At 72.9% G+C, this 19831-nt stretch carries 20 protein-coding genes and 1 pseudogene; 8 read left to right on the top strand and 13 right to left on the bottom strand.

Annotated elements, in window-relative coordinates:
• Positions 1–95: 95 nt before the first annotated feature.
• Positions 96–581, bottom strand: coding sequence for a pantetheine-phosphate adenylyltransferase (gene coaD / locus O7597_RS18850; protein ID WP_164445728.1), 486 nt, complete (start codon positions 579–581; stop codon positions 96–98).
• A pseudogene (gene rsmD / locus O7597_RS18845) lies at positions 578–1144 on the bottom strand (16S rRNA (guanine(966)-N(2))-methyltransferase RsmD); the annotation flags it as partial. The gene coaD and the pseudogene rsmD, both read right to left, overlap by 4 nt.
• A gap of 242 nt (positions 1145–1386) precedes the next feature.
• Here rsmD and O7597_RS18840 point away from each other — a divergent pair.
• On the top strand, positions 1387–2391 hold the full coding sequence (locus O7597_RS18840) for a cell wall anchor protein (RefSeq protein ID WP_281580291.1): 1005 nt from the start codon (positions 1387–1389) through the stop codon (positions 2389–2391).
• A 357-nt stretch (positions 2392–2748) separates the two neighbouring features.
• A complete protein-coding gene (locus tag O7597_RS18835) occupies positions 2749–4251 on the top strand; it encodes a cell wall anchor protein (protein ID WP_281580290.1) in 1503 nt (500 codons plus the stop codon).
• Positions 4252–4370: 119 nt separating this feature from the next.
• On the opposite strand, the gene recG is transcribed toward O7597_RS18835, so the two are convergent.
• A complete protein-coding gene (recG, locus tag O7597_RS18830; protein WP_269739416.1) occupies positions 4371–6575 on the bottom strand; it encodes an ATP-dependent DNA helicase RecG in 2205 nt (734 codons plus the stop codon).
• Complete coding sequence (locus O7597_RS18825; RefSeq protein ID WP_281580289.1) at positions 6572–8173, bottom strand: DAK2 domain-containing protein; 1602 nt, start codon at positions 8171–8173, stop codon at positions 6572–6574. The genes recG and O7597_RS18825 overlap by 4 nt, the downstream gene beginning before the upstream one ends.
• Positions 8174–8389: 216 nt before the next feature.
• Here O7597_RS18825 and rpmB point away from each other — a divergent pair, with 216 nt between their 5' ends.
• Positions 8390–8581 carry a 50S ribosomal protein L28 gene (gene rpmB, locus O7597_RS18820; protein ID WP_093401721.1) on the top strand — a complete coding sequence of 64 codons (192 nt, stop codon included), beginning with the start codon at positions 8390–8392 and terminating at the stop codon, positions 8579–8581.
• Between the two features lie 86 nt (positions 8582–8667).
• Here the strand turns inward: rpmB and O7597_RS18815 are convergent, their stop codons facing one another.
• Together O7597_RS18815 and O7597_RS18810 are read right to left on the bottom strand one after the other, a co-directional pair.
• On the bottom strand, positions 8668–9129 hold the full coding sequence (locus O7597_RS18815) for a GNAT family N-acetyltransferase (protein WP_269739418.1): 462 nt from the start codon (positions 9127–9129) through the stop codon (positions 8668–8670).
• Between the two features lie 49 nt (positions 9130–9178).
• Positions 9179–10117 (bottom strand): thiamine-phosphate kinase, encoded by a 939-nt coding sequence (locus O7597_RS18810; protein WP_269739419.1) that lies wholly within the window; start codon positions 10115–10117, stop codon positions 9179–9181.
• 211 nt (positions 10118–10328) lie between these two features.
• Between O7597_RS18810 and O7597_RS18805 the strand changes: the two genes are divergently transcribed.
• Positions 10329–10562 carry an Lrp/AsnC ligand binding domain-containing protein gene (locus O7597_RS18805; protein WP_013284547.1) on the top strand — a complete coding sequence of 78 codons (234 nt, stop codon included), beginning with the start codon at positions 10329–10331 and terminating at the stop codon, positions 10560–10562.
• On the top strand, positions 10563–11183 hold the full coding sequence (locus O7597_RS18800) for a DUF3515 family protein (RefSeq protein WP_281580288.1): 621 nt from the start codon (positions 10563–10565) through the stop codon (positions 11181–11183). It abuts the gene before it with no gap.
• 57 nt (positions 11184–11240) lie between these two features.
• Here the strand turns inward: O7597_RS18800 and O7597_RS18795 are convergent, their stop codons facing one another.
• Positions 11241–12347 (bottom strand): D-alanine--D-alanine ligase family protein, encoded by a 1107-nt coding sequence (locus O7597_RS18795; protein ID WP_269739421.1) that lies wholly within the window; start codon positions 12345–12347, stop codon positions 11241–11243.
• A gap of 150 nt (positions 12348–12497) precedes the next feature.
• A complete protein-coding gene (locus tag O7597_RS18790; RefSeq protein WP_164445736.1) occupies positions 12498–12734 on the bottom strand; it encodes a hypothetical protein in 237 nt (78 codons plus the stop codon).
• A gap of 276 nt (positions 12735–13010) precedes the next feature.
• On the opposite strand from O7597_RS18790, the gene O7597_RS18785 reads away from it, so the two are divergent.
• The gene (locus tag O7597_RS18785) at positions 13011–13856 is read left to right on the top strand and encodes a helix-turn-helix transcriptional regulator (protein WP_269739422.1); all 846 of its coding nucleotides are present in this window, start codon (positions 13011–13013) and stop codon (positions 13854–13856) included.
• A gap of 4 nt (positions 13857–13860) precedes the next feature.
• The gene (locus O7597_RS18780; protein WP_281580287.1) at positions 13861–14061 is read left to right on the top strand and encodes a DUF397 domain-containing protein; all 201 of its coding nucleotides are present in this window, start codon (positions 13861–13863) and stop codon (positions 14059–14061) included.
• 84 nt (positions 14062–14145) lie between these two features.
• On the opposite strand, the gene O7597_RS18775 is transcribed toward O7597_RS18780, so the two are convergent.
• From O7597_RS18775 to O7597_RS18755, 5 genes are all read right to left on the bottom strand, one after another.
• Positions 14146–15210 (bottom strand): ROK family protein, encoded by a 1065-nt coding sequence (locus O7597_RS18775; RefSeq protein ID WP_281580286.1) that lies wholly within the window; start codon positions 15208–15210, stop codon positions 14146–14148.
• A gap of 20 nt (positions 15211–15230) precedes the next feature.
• The gene (locus O7597_RS18770) at positions 15231–16052 is read right to left on the bottom strand and encodes a putative protein N(5)-glutamine methyltransferase (RefSeq protein ID WP_281580285.1); all 822 of its coding nucleotides are present in this window, start codon (positions 16050–16052) and stop codon (positions 15231–15233) included.
• On the bottom strand, positions 16052–17197 hold the full coding sequence (locus O7597_RS18765) for a cystathionine gamma-lyase (protein ID WP_281580284.1): 1146 nt from the start codon (positions 17195–17197) through the stop codon (positions 16052–16054). The genes O7597_RS18770 and O7597_RS18765 overlap by 1 nt, the downstream gene beginning before the upstream one ends.
• Positions 17198–17205: 8 nt before the next feature.
• Positions 17206–18204: an NAD(P)H-dependent glycerol-3-phosphate dehydrogenase gene (locus O7597_RS18760; RefSeq protein WP_164445742.1), complete on the bottom strand. Its 999-nt coding sequence runs from the start codon at positions 18202–18204 to the stop codon at positions 17206–17208.
• A 76-nt stretch (positions 18205–18280) separates the two neighbouring features.
• On the bottom strand, positions 18281–19018 hold the full coding sequence (locus O7597_RS18755; protein ID WP_281580283.1) for a lysophospholipid acyltransferase family protein: 738 nt from the start codon (positions 19016–19018) through the stop codon (positions 18281–18283).
• 128 nt (positions 19019–19146) lie between these two features.
• On the opposite strand from O7597_RS18755, the gene cofC reads away from it, so the two are divergent.
• A complete protein-coding gene (gene cofC / locus O7597_RS18750) occupies positions 19147–19788 on the top strand; it encodes a 2-phospho-L-lactate guanylyltransferase (protein WP_269739428.1) in 642 nt (213 codons plus the stop codon).
• Positions 19789–19831 lie beyond the last annotated feature (43 nt).

Below are 19831 nucleotides of genomic sequence, written 5' to 3'. Positions count from 1 at the left end.
CATGCGGGCTGCGGCCGGTTTCCCGCTTCACCCAATGATGTCGTCCCCCACCACCCCCGCACCGACCCCTCCCCGGGCGTGTCGCCCCGTGGCCGTCAGGGGGGTGGGGGGACCAGGCGGGCCTTGAGGGCGTCGCGGACCACGTCGGGTACGTGGGGCGTGACGTCGCCGCCCCACTTGGCCACGTCCTTCACCAGGCTTGACGAGAGGAAGGAGTACAGCGGGTTGGTCGGCATGAACAGCGTCTCGACCCCGGCGAGGCCGATGTTCATCTGCGCCATCTGCAACTCGTAGTCGAAGTCGCTGACCGCCCGCAGTCCCTTGATCAGCACGGTTGCCCGCTGCGCCCGGCAGAAGTCCACGAGCAGGCCCCGGAAGGACGCCACCCGCACGTTGCCGTAGGAGGCGGTCACCTCACGGAGCATCTCGATCCGCTCCTCGACGGTGAACAGGCCGCTCTTCGACTGGTTGACCAGTACGCCGACGATCACCTCGTCGAACAGCCGGCTGGCCCGGCCGATGATGTCGAGGTGACCGTTGGTGACCGGGTCGAACGAGCCGGGACACACCGCACGTCTCATGATCGGCGACCGTACCAAAGGGTGGTCTCGCCGTACCGGCGACTGCGCTGGCCAGTGATGCCTTCCACCCACTCGACCGGTCCGCCACGACTGGACCGCTCCACCACCACCAATGCCTCCGGCGCCAGCCAGCCCCCGTCCACCAGAGCGGCGAGCATCGCGCGGACGCCGTCGTCCGGCAGCGCGTACGGCGGATCGGCGAAGACGGCGTCGTACGGCTCGCCCGCCACGCCGGCGGCCAGGACGGTGGCGACCTTGCCGGCGACCAGCCGGGCCGAGGCGCCGACCCGCAGCGCCGTCAGGTTCTCCCGGATCACCCGGGCGGCGCGTGGGTCGGACTCGACGAGCAGTACGTGCTCCGCGCCGCGCGACAGCGCCTCCAGGCCGACCGCGCCCGAGCCGGCGTAGAGGTCGGCGAAGCGGGCGCCCTCCAGATCCACCTCGGCTTCGACCGCGCTGAACAACGCCTCGCGCACCCGGTCGGAGGTGGGTCGGGTGCCGGCACCGGGCGGGGCAGCGATCCGCCGGCCACCGAGGTTGCCGGCGACGATGCGGGTCATCGCGCACTCCTCATGTCCTTGACGCTACGCGATGCCAACCGAACGACCCGCACGCCACTGTTGACCCATCCGCACCCGTCCGAAGACTTTCCGTATATGGGAGATCACGAATCCACAACATCATTCTTAGGATTCCCTGAAGGCTATGGCGCGCAAGATCGGATCGATAAGGTCTGCCGGGTGTCGGGACGGGTACGGCCTGTCCGTCGCCGACGAAGCTTCCGGTTCCCCATTCAGGAGTAGACGTGAACCGTCTGAACTTCCGGCGCGTCGCGGCAGCCGCCGCCGGTGCGCTGATCGGCCTCGCCGGCGTCGCTGTCGTCGCCGCCCCCGCCAGCGCTCACCACCCCATCATCGAGGGTGTCGGCTGCAAGCTGAAGAACGGCACCGTGAGGGTCCAGTGGACCGTCACGAACAGCGAGCGGCAGTGGACCGCCGAGATCACCGAGGTGGTCTCCACGACTCCGGTCACCAACATCGTGGTCGGCGCCATGCTGCCGAAGTTGGGTGAGGGCTCACTGGTCGGCGAGCAGATCGCGACGTACAAGCGGCGCCAGGCTCCCCGCCTGACGGTGACCGCCGTCTGGGCGAAGCCCAGGCAGACCGTCACCAACACCCGGACCGGCGAGGCCCGGATCACCGGCTGGTGCCCGAAGCCCGAGCCGACGCCGACGCCGACGGAGAGCCCGACGCCGACGGAGAGCCCGACCCCGACGGAAAGCCCGGAGCCGACGGAAAGCCCCGAGCCGACCGAGAGCCCCGAGCCGACGCCGACGCCGACCGACAGCCCGGAGCCGACCCAGAGCCCCGAGCCGACGCCGACGCCGACGGACGAGCCGGTGGTGCCGGAGCCGGGTGAGCCGACCTTCGAGCTCATCGAGACCTGCGACGAGCTGACCTTCGAGATCGACAACCCGGCCGATGGCATCCCCTTCTCGGTCGCCCTGACCTCGGACAAGGGGACGACGAAGACGCTGGAGGCAGTTCCGGGCGAGATCACGTCGGTCACCTTCGACGCGTACCCCGGCCTGGTGGTCACCCCGACCTTCACTGTCGAGGACGAGACCGTCGAGGGCGAGCCGGTGGCCTGGGAGCAGCCGGAGGACTGCGGTAGCGGCGGGGGTGGCGGCGGGCTGCCGGTCACCGGTGCCGCCACCGGCGGCATCATCGCCGGTGCCGTCGCACTGCTGGCCGCGGGCGCGGCCCTGTTCGTGGTGACCCGCCGTCGTCGACTGCGCTTCACCGCCTGATCCCTCCTGATCCGAATCGCGGCCGAGGGCGCGTCGACCTGTGGGTCGACGCGCCCTCGGGCGTTTCCGGTTTCCATACCCCGGGCGCGCTGCCGACAGGTCCACAGCGGACACTGGTGCGCAAAGCCCTGACACGATCACCCGACGTATATCAATGATCTCGCATTCATAACATCTCACTTAAGCTTCCCTGAGGGCTGTTTCACTTCTCGCGATCTCGCTAGGGTCTGCCCGGTGCCGGCGTCATGGCCGCCGGTCATCGGCACGGGAGACACCCCTTCCAGGCGCGGCACATGCCGCCAGCGCCGTCCGTCCCGCCCGCGCCGACACCTGACGCTCTTCACCCCGGGAGTACGCGTGATCCGACCCAAGCTGTCGCTGCGGCGGCCGCTGGCTGTCCTGGCAGCCGCCCTCATCGGCCTGACCGGAGCAGCGGCGGTGGCCACCCCCGCCACCGCCCACCACACCACCATCACCGCCACCGTCGTCTGCGACCAGCTCAGTGGCGAGCGGGTGATCACATGGACGGTGGCCAACAGCGAGCGCAGGACTGCCGCCACGGTCAAGAAGGTGACCGCCGAGCCGTCGACTCCGGTCCAGGTCCTCGTGCCGGGTGCCGACCCCGTCGACCTGCAGGGTGTGGCGATCCCCCGGGGCGGCTCGGTTCAGGCCGTACAGCGTGTTCCGGGCACCACCGAGAGCGCCAAGCTCATCGTCGAGGGCCGCTGGGACAACCGGCGGGAGCGGACCAACGAGGGCACCATCAACCTCGCCGCCGACGGTGCGTGCACGCCGGCGCCGAAGTGCGTCGACGCCAGCGAGGCGAAGTACAGCCACACCTTCGACGGCCCGAAGGGCACGGCGACGGTCAAGCTGGAGGGTGACCTGCCGCTGTGCGGCGAGGAGAAGCAGTACTTCACGCTGGTGTCGTACTTCGCCCCGCGCCCGCAGTTCGCCACCCCGCAGTACGTCTACGGTGAGCCGGACAGCGACTTCCTCGGCGCCGGCCAGAACGAGATCGAGCTGAACGTCGGTGTCCCGGACTGCCACACCCAGGTCGACCTGATCTGGGGCGGCGTCGACGAGGTCATCGACCCGCTGGTCGAGGACGGCAAGCGCTACGGCTCGAAGAAGCTGGGCGACAAGGGTGCTCCCGGCAACCGCTCGTCGGGCCCGCAGGGCTGGTACAACGGCGGCAGCAAGAACTGCACCACCCCGGCGTCCACCTTCTCCTCCGCCTGCGACGGCAGCGTCACCGTCTCGCTGAGCAACGACGGTTCGATCTCCAAGTACCCGGTCGAGTTCGAGGTCCGGGGCGAGAACGGCTGGTCCAAGACCGTCACCGTCGCGCCGGGCAAGGCCGACAACGAGACCGTGGTGCCCGCCGAGAACGCCGGCAAGATCGAGGTGCTGGTCGACGGCGAGGTCATCGAGAACGGCACGTACTCCTGGGAGCGTCCCGAGGACTGCCCGCTGCCGACGGTGACCACCGACGCGGACTGCGAGACCTTCGGGCTGACCGCGTCGAACCCGGAGGGCGGCATGCCGGTCAAGGTGGAGTTCACCTACGGCGACAAGACCGAGACCCGTACCGTCGCGCCGGGCTCGTCCGAGTCGGTCAAGTTCCCGGCCGGTGACGAGGAGGCGGCGCTGGTCGTCCTGCCGGAGCTGGGCCTGGAGCTTGAGGTCGTCTACGCGCCCGAGGGCTGCGGTGGCGGTGGCGGCGGCGAGGAGCCGCCGGGCCTGCCGGTGACCGGTGCCGCGGCCGGCGGCATCGCCGCGGGCGCGATCGCCCTGCTGGCGCTGGGCGCGGTCCTGTTCGTGATGGCGCGGCGGCGGCGGATCCACTTCACCGCCTGAGCCGAGCTGAGCGTGCCCGCCCCGGTCACCCCGTTCCACGGGTGACCGGGGCGGTTCGCTGTCCCGCCCGGCAACCCGGGCGCGAGGCAAGCGGAACGGCCGGTGGCCGGCGAAGCTGCTCAGCCCTTTTCGAGGTACTCTGCGCGGTCCTCGTCGACGAGCGCGGCGACCGAGGCGGCGAGCGCCGGATGTCGGACCAGCTCCGGATCCTCCTCCACCAACGCGATCGCCTCCGCCCGAGCGTCTCTGATCAGGTCCGCGTCGCGCAGCAACGACAGCAGGCGCAGGTGCGAACGACGACCGGACTGGGTGGCACCCAGCACGTCCCCCTCCCGCCGCTGTTCCAGGTCCAGCTCGGCGAGCTTGAAACCGTCAGTGGTGGAGGCGACCGCGTCCAGCCGCTCCCGCGCCCCGCTGCCGTCGGCCGCCTCGGTCACCAGCAGGCAGAGCCCGGGAGCGCTGCCCCGGCCCACCCGGCCACGCAACTGGTGCAGCTGCGAGACGCCGAACCGGTCGGCGTCCAGCACCACCATCATCGTCGCGTTGGGTACGTCCACCCCCACCTCGACCACCGTGGTGGCCACCAGCACGTCCAGCTGGCCGGCCGCGAAGGAGCGCATCACCGCGTCCTTCTCGTCGGCCGGCAGCCGGCCGTGCAGGACACCGATCCGTAGCCCGTGCAGCGGCCCGTCGGCCAGCAACGGCGCGACGTCGGTCACCGCGAGCGGTGGCCGCCGCTCCGAGTCGTCGACCGCCGGCGGCTCCTCCTCGGCCCCGGACGTCGAGTCCCCGATCCGGGGGCAGACCACGTACGCCTGATGGCCGGCGGTGACCTCCTCCCGCAGCCGCCGCCAGGCACGGTCGAGGAAGGCCGGCTTCTCCGCGGCCGGCACGACGTGCGAGGCGATCGGCGAACGACCGCGCGGCAGCTGGGAGAGGGTGGAGATCTCCAGGTCGCCGTAGACCGTCATGGCCACCGTACGAGGGATCGGAGTGGCGGTCATCACCAGTACGTGCGGCGGCTGCTCCGCCTTGGCCCGCAACGCGTCGCGCTGTTCGACGCCGAACCGGTGCTGTTCGTCGACCACGACCAGACCCAGGTCGGCGAAGTCGACCCCCTCGTAGAGCAGGGCGTGGGTGCCGAGCACGATGCCGGCCGCGCCGCTGGCGACCTCGGCCAACGCCCGGCGCCGCGCCGCCGCGCCCAGCGAGCCGGTGACCAGTTCCACCCGGGTGGCGTGCTCGGCGGCACCCAGTTCACCGGCCTGGGCGAGCGGGCCGAGCAGGTCGAGCATGCCCCGGTGGTGTTGGGCGGCGAGCACCTCGGTGGGGGCCAGCAACGCGGCCTGGCCGCCCGCGTCGACCACCTGGAGCATCGCCCGCAGCGCCACCACGGTCTTGCCGGAGCCGACCTCGCCCTGCAACAACCGGTGCATCGGGTGACCGGTCGCGAGGTCGGCGGCGATCTCGACGCCGACGTCACGCTGGCCGGCGGTCAGCTCGTACGGCAACCGGGCGTCGAAGGCGTCGAGCAGACCACCCGGTCGCCCCGGTCGGGGGCGCGCGGGCGACGCGGCGGCGTCCCGCTTGCGGCGGACCAGGGTCACCTGCACGGCGAACGCCTCGTCCCACTTCAGCCGCCGACGGGCCCGGTACAGCTCCTCCCGGCTGGACGGCCGGTGGATCTCCCGTAGCGCGGTGCCCAGGCCGACCAGGTTCCGACTGGCCCGCACCGTCGCCGGCAGCGGATCCTCCGGCGGGGCCACCGTGTCCAGCACCACCCGGACGCAGCGGGCGATGACCCAGGTGGGCACCGCGGCGGCGGCCGGATAGACCGGAATGAGTGCCCCGGCGAACTCCTCGATCTGCTCGCTGGCCGCCGCCTCGCTGTCGGTCTGCTCCCCGAGCAGGACGTACTCCGGCCCGTTGAGCTGCCGCCGACCCCGGAACTCGGTGACCTTCCCGGCGAACAGTCCCCACCGGCCCGGCCGCAGTTCCCGTTCGCGCCACGCCTGGTTGCCGAAGAAGGTGAGGGTGAGGCTGCCACCAGAGCCGTCGCCGACGGTGACCTCCAGCAGGTTGCCCCGCCGCTGCCGCATCGGGCGTACGGCGGTGCGCTGCACCTGGGCCAGCACGGTGACCTGTTCGCCGACGTCCAACGTGCGGATGTCGGTGTGCTCGCCACGCTCGTCGTAGCGGCGGGGGAAGTGGTAGATCAGGTCACCCGCGGTGTGCAGGTCGAGGTGGCCGGCCAGCGCCTTGGCGGTCTTCTCACCGACCAGCTTCTTCAGCGGGGTGTCCAGATCGGACGGCTCGGCGGTCATTCGACACCGACCAGCAACGGATGATGCGGTTGCCCACCCGGGTACGCCTGCACCTCGACGAAGGGCCAGCGCGCCGTGATGTGCGTGCGTACCGCGTCGACCAGCCCGTCGGGTGCGTCCGCGCCGACGAGCAGGGTGACCAGTTCGCCGCCACCGCCGAGCATCCGGTCGACAAGTGCGACGCAGGTGTCCACCAGGTCCCCGCCGATCAGGTTCACCTCCCCCTCGACCAGGGCGAGCACGTCACCGGCGCGGCACGGGCCGGCGACGGTGAGCGCGTCCCGGCCGGCCCGGCACACCTCGGCGTACCGGCAGGCACCGGCCGCCTCGGCCATCGCGATCACGTCGTCGGCGAAGCGACGCCCCGGATCGCGCACGGCCAGCGCCGCCAGCGCCTGCACCGGTGAGCGGGTCGGCACCACGGCCACCTCCACCCCCAGCCGGTGCGCCTCCTCGACGACCTGGTTCGCCACCGCCTGCGCGGCCGGGCCGTTGGGCAGCACCACCACGCGGGCCGCGCCGGTGGCGCGTACCGCGTCGAGCAGTTCGCCGGTCGACGGATCGCCGGGCACCACCACCGCTCCCTCGGCGGCGAGCAACTCGGCGATCCCGGCACCCGCGGCCACCACCACGGCGGCCCGCCCGTCGGAGGACCGGGGCGGTACAGGCTCCGGTTGGTCGGTGAAGCGGGTCACCGCGATCTGGTGCGGGCGGCCGGCGACCACGCCCGCCTCGATCGCCGCGCCGACGTCGTTGACGTGCACGTGGACCTGCCAGGTGCCGTGGTCACCGACGACCACCAGGGAGTCACCGATGTCGGCGAGGGTGGCCCGCATCCGCCGCACCGCGGCGGGCTCGGCGTCGAGCAGGAACTGCACCTCGTAGGCGAACTCGGTCGAGCCGGTCTCCCGGGCGACGGTGACCGGCGGCCGCACCGACGAGACGCTGGACGCCGGCCGCACCGGGCTGTCCCCCGCCACCACCTCGACCAGCGCGTCGAGCAGCAGGCACAGCCCCTGCCCACCGGCGTCGACCACCCCGGCCCGGGCCAGCGCGGGCAACTGCTCGGGGGTACGGGCCAGCGCGTCGGCCGCGGCGTCGGCCGCCGCCCGGGCCACCACCCGCAACTCGTCGCTGCCTACCCGCTCGGCCGCGTCGGCCGCGGCCGAGGCCACCGAGAGCAGGGTGCCCTCGACCGGGCGGGCCACCGCCGCGTACGCCGCGTCGGTCGCCTCGCGCAGCGCCGCCGCCAGCTCCCGGCCCCGCACCTGGGGGGTGGCGGCCAGCGCGTCGGCGAGGCCGCGCAGGATCTGCGACAGGATCACCCCCGAGTTTCCCCGCGCGCCGAGCAGAGCACCCCGGGCCATCAGGCGCAACGCGTGCCCGTGCGCGGTCGCGACGCCGTCGGCGTGGGTGTCGAGATCCATCGCGAGCGCCTGGTGTGCGGAGGTGAGGGTGAGCACCAGGTTGGTGCCGGTGTCACCGTCGGGCACCGGGTAGACGTTCAGCTCGTCGATCTCACCCTGGTGCCGCTTGAGCGCGGCCAGGCCGCTGGCGCACCAGCGGCGCACGGCGGCGGCGTCGAGGGTGTCCAGCACGGTGGCAGCCTACTGGCGTACGCTGACACTCGCCCGGCACCGGGTGGGTGCGCCCCGGTCGGGTTTCCCGGCACGGTGCTGCCCGCGTCGGATGCCGAGCCGTCTGGGTGGCCGAGCCCGGTTGGGCGTGCGGTGCCCCCATCGGGTACCCTGGCCAGGTTGCCCGGGCTGCGCCTGGTGCCGACTTCATGAACGTTTCAATCCCAGGAGTATCCCGTGGCTAGCGTGTGCGACGTCTGTGGCAAGGGACCGGGCTTCGGCCACAACGTGTCCCACTCGCACCGGCGGACCAACCGCCGCTGGAACCCGAACATCCAGTCGGTGCGCACCCCGGCCGGTGGCGGCACGACCAAGAAGCTGAAGGTCTGCACGTCCTGCATCAAGGCCGGCAAGGTCGCCCGCGCCTGACGCGGTAGCACCCGGACATCACGACCGTCACACCGGCGGGCCCCGACGGGCCCGCCGGTGTCGTCGTGTCCGCATGAGCCGGGGGCTCAGAGCGTGCGGCCGAACGACAGGCAGCCGGGCTCGTCGGCGTAGAAGCCGAAGTTGGGGATCCGCTCGTAGCCGGCCGCCTTGTACAACGCGATCGCCTCGGGCTGGCGGTCACCGCACTCCAGGATGATCCGTCGGCGGCCGTGCTCCCGGGCCGAGCGTTCGATGGCCGCCAGCACCGTGCGGGCCACCCCCCGCCCCCGCGCCTGCGGCGCGGTGTACATCCGCTTCAGCTCGGCGGTCCCGTCGCCGTGGCTGCGCCAGCCGCCGCAGCCCACCGGCTGCCCGTCGATCCGGGCGACCAGGAACGCCCCGGCCGGCGGCACGAACTCGCTCGCGTCGACCGGGGTCTCGTCGCCGCTGCCACCGTAACGGGCGCCCAGGTCGGCCAGGGTCGCAGTGATCAGCCGCTGGGCCACCGGAGAGTCGAACGGCACCGTGTGGATCTCGATTTCGGGCACCCGTGCAGGGTACGACCCGACCGGCGGCCCTCCGCCGGGTGGCCGGTGGTCAGCGGAAATGGTCCCATCCGGGCGGGCCGTCGAACGGTCGGCCGTCCACGGTCACGCCGGCACCTTCGGTGACCCGACCGATCGCCCGCCAGCCCGCTGGCAGGGCCGTCGCCGGGGGGAAGGTAGCCGCCAGCGCGTGGTCGTCGCCACCGGCCAGCAGCCAGGCGTACGGGTCGACGCCGAGCGCCTGCGCGGCGTCGCGCATCTGCGGCGGCACCTCGAAGGCGTCCCGGGTGATGTCGACGGCCACCCCGCTGGCCTTCGCCACGTGCGAGAGGTCGGCGAGCAGCCCGTCCGAGATGTCGATCATGGCAGTGGCGCCGAGCCGGGCTGCCTGCGGTCCGGCCCGGTAGGGCACCTCCGGCCGCCGGTACGCCTCGACCAGCAGCCGGGGCGTGCGGAACCCACGGGAGAGCACGGTGAACCCGGCCGCCGCGTACCCGGTGCGACCGGCCAGGGCGAGCAGGTCACCGGGGCGGGCGCCGGCCCGGGTGACCGGTGACCGACCGCCCAGGTCACCGAGCGCGGTGACCGCGATGGTGAGCGTGGGACTGGCCGACATGTCCCCGCCCACCACGCTGGCCCCGACCCCGGCCGCCTCGGCGCCGAGACCGTCGGCGAGCTGCTCCATCCATCCGGTCTCCACGTCGGCGGGCACGCAGAGCGCCACCAGCAGGGCCGTCGGCTCGGCCCCCATGGCCGCCACGTCGGCGAGGTTCGCCGCCGCCGCCCGCCGGCCGATGTCGTGCGCACCGGACCAGTCCCGGCGGAAGTGCCGTCCCTCGACCAGCACGTCGGTGGTGGCGACCACCCGGGCGTCCGGCGCGGCGACCACCGCCGCGTCGTCCCCCGGGCCGAGCAGCACCGTCGCGCCGTACGACAACCGGGCGGTCACCCGGTCGATCAGCCCGAACTCGCCGACACCCGCGACGCTCACCACGACACCCCCCTGCGCTCGCTGCGCTCGCTCACGACGGCGCTCCGCTTCGCTGCGCGCCGCCGTGAGGCACCACCGCCCTGAGCCTGACGGCTCGCTCGCTACGCTCGCTCACTGCTTCTCCTTGGCCACCGATCGGGATCAGCCCTGGTCCGTAAGGTACTTTCTCCCTTCGGGCCGCCTTGCCGGCGGCGACGGAGGGAGGTCGAGCGTGGTACAGGCGTACATCCTCATCCAGACAGAGGTCGGCCGGGCACGTGACGTGGCCGGTCTCATCGCGGACCTCGCCGGCGTGGTCCGCGTCGACGCGGTCACCGGGCCGTACGACGTGGTCGTGCTCACCGAGGCGAACACCGTCGACGAGCTCGGCAAGCTCATCGTCAGCAAGGTGCAGATGGTGCCCGGCATCACCCGCACCCTCACGTGTTCGGTGGTGCGCCTGTAAGTGGACGAGCACTCGAACTCCCCTGTCGCCCAGGCCGACCGGCCGGACGCGAAGGCATCCGACCGGACCAACCGCAGCGCGGCGCTGATCGCCACCGCGGTGGCGCTGCCGGTGACCCTGCTGGTGGGCGCGCTCGCGCTGAACAGTCTCGCGCCGGAGGAGCCGGCCGCCGCGCCGCAGCCGTCGGCGAGCACCCCCGGCCCGGTCTCCACCGCGCCGGTCGAGATGGCCGCTCCCCCGCTCGGCGAGCGCCCGACCGTCGTCTGTCGTGCCCTGTTGTCGCAGCTGCCCGACTCGATCCGCGACCTGCCGCAACGACCGGTGAGCGCCGGTCCCGAGCAGAACGCCGCGTACGGCGACCCGGCGCTCACGGTGGCCTGTGGTGGTGCCGCGCCGCAGGTGCGTCCCGACGACCACCTCTACCTGGTCAATTCGGTCTGCTGGTACGCGGTGGAGGGGCCGGACGCGACGGAGTTGACCACGGTCGACCGGGAGACGGCGGTGACCCTGCGGGTGCCGAACTTCTACGGCGAGGCGTTGCAGTGGGCCTCCCCGGTCTCCGCCACCATCGTCGAGTCGATCCGGTCCTCCGGCACGGCACCGTCCGGCTGCACCTCCTGACGCCTCCGGGCCGGCCCGCCCGGTACCGGGGCTGCGCGTCAACCGCCGCGGCGGGGCTCAGTACTGCCCGGGCCCCCGGGTCAGCGCCGTCCGGATGAGCCGGTCGACCAGCTTCGGGTACTCCAGGCCGGCGGCCGCCCACATCCGGGGGAACATCGACGTCGGCGTGAAACCGGGCATCGTGTTGATCTCGTTGAGGTAGACCTCGAGGTCGGGCGTGACGAAGAAGTCGACCCGCGCCAGGCCGGCGCAGTCCAGCGCGGTGAACGCGCGCACGGCGTAGTCGCGGACCTGCCGGGTGACCCGCTCCGGCAGGTCGGCCGGGATGTCGTACTCGCAGGCGGTCTCCGCGTCGATGTACTTGGCCTCGAAGTCGTAGAAGTCGTAGTCGCCGACCACCCGCACCTCGGCCAGCACGGACGCCTCCGGCGCGCCGCCGGCCTCGCCCTCCAGCACACCGCACTCGATCTCCCGACCGACGACGGCGCCCTCCACCAGCACCTTGCCGTCGATCTCCCGGGCGGTGGCGAGGGCCGCGTCCAGGTCGTCCCAGTCGTTGACCTTCGTGATGCCGAAGGAGGAGCCGGCCCGGGAGGGCTTGACGAAGACCGGCAGGCCCAATCGCCGCTTGTCCGCCTCGCTGAGCGTCGTCCCGCTGCGCAGCACCGCGTACGGGCCGACCGGGATGCCCTCGGCGGCGCAGAGCTTCTTGGTGAACTCCTTGTCCATCGCGGCGGCCGAGGCGAAGACCTTCGCTCCGACGTACGGGATGCCGGCCATCTCCAGCATGCCCTGGATGGTGCCGTCCTCACCGTAGGCACCGTGCAGGACCGGGAAGACCACGTCCACGTCGGCGAGCGCCCGGGGCCCCTCGGTCGGGTCGAGCACCAGCAGTCCACCGCCGGTGGGGTCGGCACGCAGCACGATGTCCGTGCCGGACGCCGTGGTGATCTCCGGCAGCCGGCGGGCGTTGATGGCCAACTGACCGGGGTCGCCGCTGGTGAGTACCCACTGGCCGGCCCGGGTGATACCGACCGGCACCACCTCGAACTCGTCCGGGTCCAGCGCGGCGAGCACACTGCCGGCGCTGACGCACGAGATGCCGTGTTCCGGGCTGCGGCCGCCGAAGACGATCGCCACGCGGGTCTTGCCTGGGGTGGTCACTGTGATCACCTTTCCGGGACGCACTGCTGGCGCTCTCCCGGATGACCTTACTGTGCGTGGCGGGCGAAGGGAGCCGATACCCTGCGGCAACGCAGCGCGGGCGCAAACGGTCAACAAGTCATATACGCAACGTAACCAGGCCGGCGCGGGTCAGCCGGCCAACTCACGCTCGCCGTAGGCGTGCCGGCGGCCGATGGCGAGCACCTTGACCCGCTGCCGGCCGGCCCGCACCATGCCCAGCGCCATGAAGGCCCCGGCGATCCGGTCGGCCGCCTCGCGGCTGCTCGCGCCGACCACCTGGCGGCGACGCTCGGGGGCCAGCCGCTCGTTGCGGCCGTCCACCTCGTACGGGCGCACGTCGGTCAGCACCACCAGGAAACGTGTCATCGCCGGCCGCCCCGGCGCTCGCCGAAAAACCGCTGACCAGTCCGCACGTCGATTCCCTTCCGGTGGCCGACCAACTGGCGTGGCACGCGGCGGTCAGGTACGGGGGAAAAACCTGACCGCCGCGCGCCCCATCCCCTCCGGTCGCTCACCACCACCGTCGCCACGACAACCGGCGGTGAGGACGCGCTAACAGATTGACAGCCTCATGGGCATGAATGCAACTCTCACCGGCGTTCTCTCATGTACAGCTTCCCAAGTATGTGCGACCATCTATCCATGGCTCCGAAGACCGCACGCGCCCGCCGGTTGGGCATCGCCCTGCGCCACCATCGCGAGGCCGCCGGCCTCACCCTGGAGACCGCGGCTGACGAGATCAACAGCACCCGCAGCACGCTCTCCCGCTACGAGAACGCGCAGACCCTGGTCAGTCCGGCCACCGTGCGCGCCCTGCTCACCCTCTACGGGGTCGGCGCGGACGAGGTCGCGGCCGCCGTCCAACTCGCCAAGGACGCGCGCAAGCCGGGTTGGTGGGTGTCCTACTCGTACCTGCTCGACCGGCGCACCATCGACTTCATCGCGCTGGAGGCCGAGGCCGTGGCCATCGCGAACTTCGAGCCGTCGGTGGTGCCGGGGCTGCTCCAGACCGCCGACTACATCCGCGGCGTGATGCGCGGCGGGCCGCACACCCTCAGCGACAACGACGTCGAGGAGCGGGTACGCATGCGACTGGACCGGCAGCAGCGGGTCTTCGAGGAGGACCCGCCGATCTTCGACGCGATCATCGACGAGGCCGCGCTGCTGCGCCCGGTGGGTGACGACGCCGCGCAGCAGGGCCAGCTGAGCCACCTGCTCAAGATGAGCGAGCTGCCGAACATCACCGTGCAGGTGATCCCGTTGGCCGCCGGCTACCACCGGGGCACCCGGGGTTCCCTGCACATCCTCGAATTCGCCGATCCGGAGGATCCGATCATCGCCTCCGTGGAGACGGTCGCCGGGCAGATGATCCTCGACCGTCCTGGCGACCTGCGTACCTGCACCAAGATCATGGAACACCTGCGCACCGTCGCACTCAGCCCGACGGACAGTCGCGAGGCAATCTTCGAACTCCTGAAGGGACGGTAAGGCGATGACACCGGAGATCAGCGCGGCGGTGACCGTGACGGGATGGCGCAAGAGCAGCCACAGCGGTGACGAGGGAGCCTGCGTCGAGATGGCGATCGTCCCCGGCACCGTCGCCGTCCGCGACTCCAAGGACCCGCACGGCCCGCTGCTGAGCTTCCCGCCGGCCGCGTGGAGCGCCTTCACCCAGGCGCCGCCGACCCGCTGAGCCTCGGAGGAACCGCACCCCAGAGCCGCTGACCGGGCCGGTAAGGGCACCGCCGGCCCGGTCAGCCCCTCCGCCGTCGTCCGCTCAGTCGCCGACCAGCGGCGGCGGCGACGGCAACGCCCGGATCGCCTCCAGCGCCGCCAACGCCACGCCCCGCGCACCGGCCATGTCGCGGTCCGGCACCAGGGCGAAGGTGGCCAGGGCGGCCTGCTCCACCCGGAGCAGCGTGTGCTCCCGCACGGCGGCCAGGAACCAGTCGCGGAACGCCGGGTCCGTCTCCACCACCCCGCCGCCGACGAAGTACGCGTGCGGATCGGTGAAGTTCGCCGCGATGGTGAACAGGGCACCGAGCGCCCTCGCCTGCTGGGCGAAGATCTCCCTGGCCAGCTCGTCGCCCCGCTCGCCGTAGCCGCGTACCAGTTTCGCCGCCCGCTGCGGCGACTCGCCGGCCAGCGCGTGCCCCGGGAAGCGGGTCAGCCAGTACGGCAGCAGGTTGTGCTCGATCGCGGTCAACGACACGACGCTCTCGACGTCACCGGCGAAACCGCAGGCGCAGGTCGGCACCGGCTGTCCCGGTGCCAACACGGTGGTCAACGGAATCTGCACGTGCCCCAGTTCGCCGGCCATCCCCGCCGCCCCGGAGATCACCCGGCCGTGCTCGACCAGGCCGCCGCCCAGTCCGGTGCCGACGATCGCCGACACCGACGACCGCCGCATCGCGTCGGTCCCGAAGTGGACATGATGGGCGTAGAGCGCGGCGGCGTTGCCGTCGTTGTGGTAGATCACCGGCAGCCCCAACCGACGTTCGAGGGCACCCCGGACGTCGTAGCCGCGCCAGGCCGGCTGGGAGAAGTTCGTGGACCCCTTCGACGAGATGACGCCGCTGGCGCTGGCCGGGCCGGGGGTGTCCAGACCGACCGCGCCGACCTGACCGCGGGACACCCCGGTGCGGGCCAGCACGCCGTCGAAGGCCTCCGCCATCGCCGCCACCGCCGCCTCCGGGCCCTCCTGCACCCGGCTCGGCGTCTCCACCAGGCGATCGACCAGGAACCGTCCGTCGAGCGTGAGCACGGTGGCGTTGTTGGTCGTGCCACCGTTGTCGATCCCGACCACCACCGTCGCGCCGTCCACCCGAGTTCCGCCTCCCACCGTCACAGCCTGACGTGAGGCTAGTTCTCGTACCGCCCGCCCGCCACGTCGTCCGGGCATCGGCCCGTCATCGCGGTGGCGTCGGCGACGTCGTCACGCACCACCGACGGCACCAGGCCTGCCTCGCTCAGCACCGCCCGGAACCGCTCGACCTGCGTCCGGCCCACCTCCACCACCAGATGGCCGCCCGGCGCGAGCCAGTACGGCGCGGCAGCGGCCAGCCGACGCAGCACGGCCAGCCCGTCCGGCCCACCGTCGAGTGCCGCGGCGGACTCGTACCGGCGTGCCTCGGGAGGCAGCAGAGCCATCGCGACCGTCGGTACGTACGGGGCGTTCGCCACCACCAGATCGAGCCGGCCACGCCAGGCCGCCGGCAGCGGATCGAACAGATCCCCGGTGAGGACCGGCACCCCCGCGACCGCTAGGTTCCGCCGCGCACAGGCCACCGCCGCCGGATCCACGTCGACCGCGGCCAGCAGCCGGGGCGCGTCGAGTCGACGCGCCAGCACCCGGCTGATCGCACCGGAGCCGCAGCACAGCTCCACCACGGTCGCCGCCGGCACGGTCACCGCCACCGCCGTCGACACCAGCAGGGCGGTACGCGCCCGGGGCACGAAGACGCCCGGGTCGACCTCGATCCGCTCGCCGCAGAACTCCGCCCAGCCGAGCAGGTACTCCAGCGGCTCGCCGGCGACCCGCCGGTCGACCAGATCCGCGAGCGTCTCCGGGCCGCCGTCGACGGCCAGCAGCAGGCGGGCCTCCTCCTCGGCCCACACACAGCCGGCCTGCCGCAACTGGGCGACCAGGGCGTCGTACCCGACCGGGAAGACCGGCGCTCCCATCAGGCCGCGGCGTCCAGCGCGGCCGCGACGTCGGCGACCAGGTCGGCGGTGTCCTCCACCCCGCAGGAGAGCCGGACGAAACCGGGCGACGTGTCGTCGCCCCACTGCGCCCGCCGGTCCGCCGTGGTGTGCAGGCCGCCGAAGGAGGTCGCCGCGGCGACCAGCCGGGCCGCGTCGAGGAAGCGGGCGACCCGGTCGGCGCTGCCGAGATCGAAGGAGAGCACGCCCGGCATCCGTCGCAGTTGGCGCACCGCCACCGCGTGCGCCGGATCGTGCGGCAGGCCGGGCCAGCGCAGCCCGGCGACGTCGGCGCGCTCGGCCAGCAGCCGGGCCAGCGCCTGCGCGTTCGCCGTCTGCCGGGCCAGGCGCAGGTCGAGGGTGGCCAGCGACCGGTGGGCCAGCCAGGCGTCGAACGCGCCCGGCACGGCACCGGTCGCGGTACGCCAGGCGGTGACCGTCGACAGCAGCTCCGCCGACCGGGTGGCGACATAGCCGAGCAACAGGTCGGAGTGCCCGGTCAACGCCTTGGTGCCGGAGGCCACGACCACGTCGGCGCCCAGGTCCAACGGCCGCTGCCCGAGCGGGGTGGCGGTGGTGTTGTCCACGGCCAGCAGGGCGCCCGCGGCGTGCGCCCGCTCGGCGAGCGCCGGCAGGTCCACCACGTCGAGTCCCGGGTTAGCCGGCGTCTCCACCAGCACCAGCCGTACCCCGTCGAGGTCCGGGTACGGGCCGGCGGTCGGCGCGAACCGCACCCGCACGCCGTTGCCGGCGAGGGTGTCGGTGGCGAACGCGCGCACCGGGAAGTACCCGTCGGCGGGCAGCACCACCACGTCACCCGCCCGCAGCACCGCCAGCAGCAGCCCGGTTATCGCCGCCTGGCCGCTGGCGAAGACCCGGCAGTCGCCGCCCTCCAGCTCACCCACCGCGGCCTCCAGCAGCCGGCGGGTCGGGTTGTCCGGACGCCCGTACCCGTTCGGGGCCGTCGCCGGGCCCTGCCACGGGTCGAGGTGGTACGGCGCGGCGAACACCGGCCCGGGCAGGAACGGCGCACCCGGGGTGGGCTCGGGCAGGCCGGCGTGCACGCACCGGGTGCCGTCCCCCGTCGACGGGTGGTCATGCGGCTGCGGGGCGTCGCGCTCGCTCATGGTGCTGCTCACTCCGGCTTCGTGGTGCGGCTCATCAGGGCCTGGACCGCCAGGCGCGGGTCAACCCCCTCGTGGCAGACCAGCTCGACCTGCTCGGTGATCGGCATCTCCACGCCGTGCGCGCGGGCCAGGTCCCGGATCGCCAGCGCGCTCTTCACCCCCTCGGCGGTCTGCCGGGTGGCCACCCGTGCCTCCTCCAGGGTGGCGCCCCGGCCGAGGTGCTCACCGAAGGTGCGGTTGCGGGCCGACGGCGACGAGCAGGAGGCCACCAGGTCACCCATCCCGGCCAGGCCGGCGAAGGTGAGCGGATCCGCGCCGAGGGCGACCCCGAGCCGGGCGGTCTCGGCCAGCCCACGGGTGACGAGCATCGCCCGGGTGTTGTGGCCGAAACCCATCGCGGTGGCGATGCCGTACGCCAGCGCGATCACGTTCTTGACGGCGCCGCCCAGCTCGCAGCCGATCACGTCGTCGTTCGTGTACGGCCGGAAGTAGGGCGTGGTGATTGACCGCTGCACCAGGGTGGCCCGATCGGAATCGGTGCAGGCCACCACGGTGGCCGCGGGTTGCTCCGCGGCGATCTCCGGTGCCAGGTTGGGGCCGGAGACCACCACCACCCGGTCCGCCGCGACCCCGGCGGTCTCGACGATCACCTCGCTCATCCGCTTGGTGGTGCCGAGTTCGATGCCCTTCATCAGCGACACCAGGGTGGCCTCGGGGTGCAGGTGCTCCACCCACTCGGCGAGGTTGCCGCGCAAGGTCTGCGACGGCACCGCCAGCACCACCATCTCGGCACCCTTGATCGCCTCGACCGGGTCGCCGGTCGCGGTGACCCGCTCCGGCAACACCACACCGGGCAGGTACTCCGGGTTACTCCGCTCGGCCCGGATCGCGTCGGCGATCGACTGTCGCCGCGCCCAGAGCGTCACCTCCCGGCCGGCGTCGGCGAGGATCTTCGCGAACGCCGTACCCCACGACCCCGCCCCCAGCACCGCCACCTGCCCACTCACGCCGCCGCCTCCCTACGGTCGGCACCGGCGTGAGGCACCACCGCACCGCACCGATGATTCACTCGCTGACGCTCGCTCATGCCGCCGCCTCCGGGTGCTGGCGGTCGGGCTGGGGGCGGGTGGTGCGCTGCCACAGCGGCGGCGGTGTCCCGCCCCGGATGTCGGCGAGCATGTCCCGCAGCCGCAACATGATCACGTCGGTCATCTCCTCCAACACCTGGCGGCTCGGGGTGGCCCCGGCCCAGCGGCTCAGGTCGATCGGCGGCCCGGCCACCACGGTCACCGGGATCCGGGGACGCAGGTTGATCCGGGCGCGGCGCGGATCGAAGATCCGCTCCGGTCCCCACATCGCCAGCGGCACCACCGGGGCGCCGGTGGCCAACGCCAGCCGGGCCGCGCCGGTCTTGCCCTTCATCGGCCACAGGTCCGGCTCCCGGCTGGTGGTCCCCTCCGGGTAGATGATCACGGCACCGCCCGCGTCGAGCGCCCGGACCAGAGCGTCCAGCGACTTCACCGCGTCGACCGAGCCCCGCTCCACGGGGATCTGCCGGCACCGGTGCAGGATCCAGCCGATCACCGGCACCTTGAACACGCTCGCCTTGCCGAGGAACTGCGGCCATCGCCCGGCGTCGTAGACGAAGTGCGCGGAGACCAGCGGATCGGCGTGCGAGATGTGGTTCGGCACGATGATCACGGGACCGTCCTGGTCCAGGTGTTCCATGCCCCGCCAGGTACGCCGGGTCCAGACGGTCATCACCGGCTTGACCAGCACCACGGCGAACCATTGCCAGAATCCCAGCCTCCGCCGACCCACCGTGCCTCCTCATGCCCACCCCGACCCGCCACCGGAGGAGCCCGGTGAGGTCCGCAGCGGAAATCATGCCTGCTCGCCCCGGGTACGGCCAGTGAGGGTACCGCCGGCCGGCTGGCAGGATGGCAGGCGTGACACAGCCCTGGACGGTGGTGGTGCCGGTCAAGCGACTGGCAGCCGCGAAGACCCGGCTGCGTGGCGGGCTGCCGGGCGTACCCCACCAGGAGCTGGCGCTGGCGCTGGCCGCCGACACCCTGGCGGCGGTGCGGGCCTGCCCGGTGGTGGCCGAGGTGCTGGTGGTCACCGACGACACCCGGGTCGCCGACGAGGCCCGGTCCGGTGGTGCCCGGGTACTGCCGGACGTCGCGGACGCCGGGCTCAACGCCGCGTTGCGGCACGGCGCGGCGGGCGTCGCCGGCTGGGTGGCCGGGCTGACCGCCGACCTGCCGGCGCTGCGGCCGGCCGAGCTGGCGGCGGCGCTGCACGCGGCGCTCGCCGGACCGCGCGGGGTACGCCGGTTCGTGGCCGACGCTCCGGGCACCGGCACCGTGCTGCTGGCCGCCCCGCCCGGCGTACCCCTGGACCCGCGCTTCGGCCCTGGCTCGGCCGCCGCGCACGCGGCCAGTGGCGCCCGTCCACTCACCGGCGACTGGCCGAGCCTGCGACGGGACGTGGACACCGCCGACGACCTGGCCGCCGCCGCGCGACTCGGCCTGGGTCCGCGCACCACGGCGCTGACCGGCGGCTGCCGCACCGAGTCCTTCGCCACCTGACCCCCGGGTGTGCGCGCGCCCGCCGGAGAGTTCGGTACGGTGC

This window comes from Verrucosispora sp. WMMC514 (assembly GCF_027497295.1).
GTDB classification, from domain to species: Bacteria; Actinomycetota; Actinomycetes; order Mycobacteriales; family Micromonosporaceae; genus Micromonospora; species Micromonospora palythoicola.
Note: the sequence above shows the minus strand (reverse complement) of the source record. Positions and strands in the feature narration are given on the sequence as shown.

Coding starts and splice junctions, on each gene's coding strand:
- coaD (WP_164445728.1), bottom strand. CDS start 581: ATGAGACGTGCGGTGTGTCCCGGCTCGTTCGACCCGGTCACCAACGGT.
- recG (WP_269739416.1), bottom strand. CDS start 6,575: ATGACCGCCGAGCCGTCCGATCTGGACACCCCGCTGAAGAAGCTGGTC.
- O7597_RS18790 (WP_164445736.1), bottom strand. CDS start 12,734: ATGACACGTTTCCTGGTGGTGCTGACCGACGTGCGCCCGTACGAGGTG.
- O7597_RS18785 (WP_269739422.1), top strand. CDS start 13,011: ATGGCTCCGAAGACCGCACGCGCCCGCCGGTTGGGCATCGCCCTGCGC.
- O7597_RS18780 (WP_281580287.1), top strand. CDS start 13,861: ATGACACCGGAGATCAGCGCGGCGGTGACCGTGACGGGATGGCGCAAG.
- O7597_RS18770 (WP_281580285.1), bottom strand. CDS start 16,052: ATGGGAGCGCCGGTCTTCCCGGTCGGGTACGACGCCCTGGTCGCCCAG.
- O7597_RS18765 (WP_281580284.1), bottom strand. CDS start 17,197: ATGAGCGAGCGCGACGCCCCGCAGCCGCATGACCACCCGTCGACGGGG.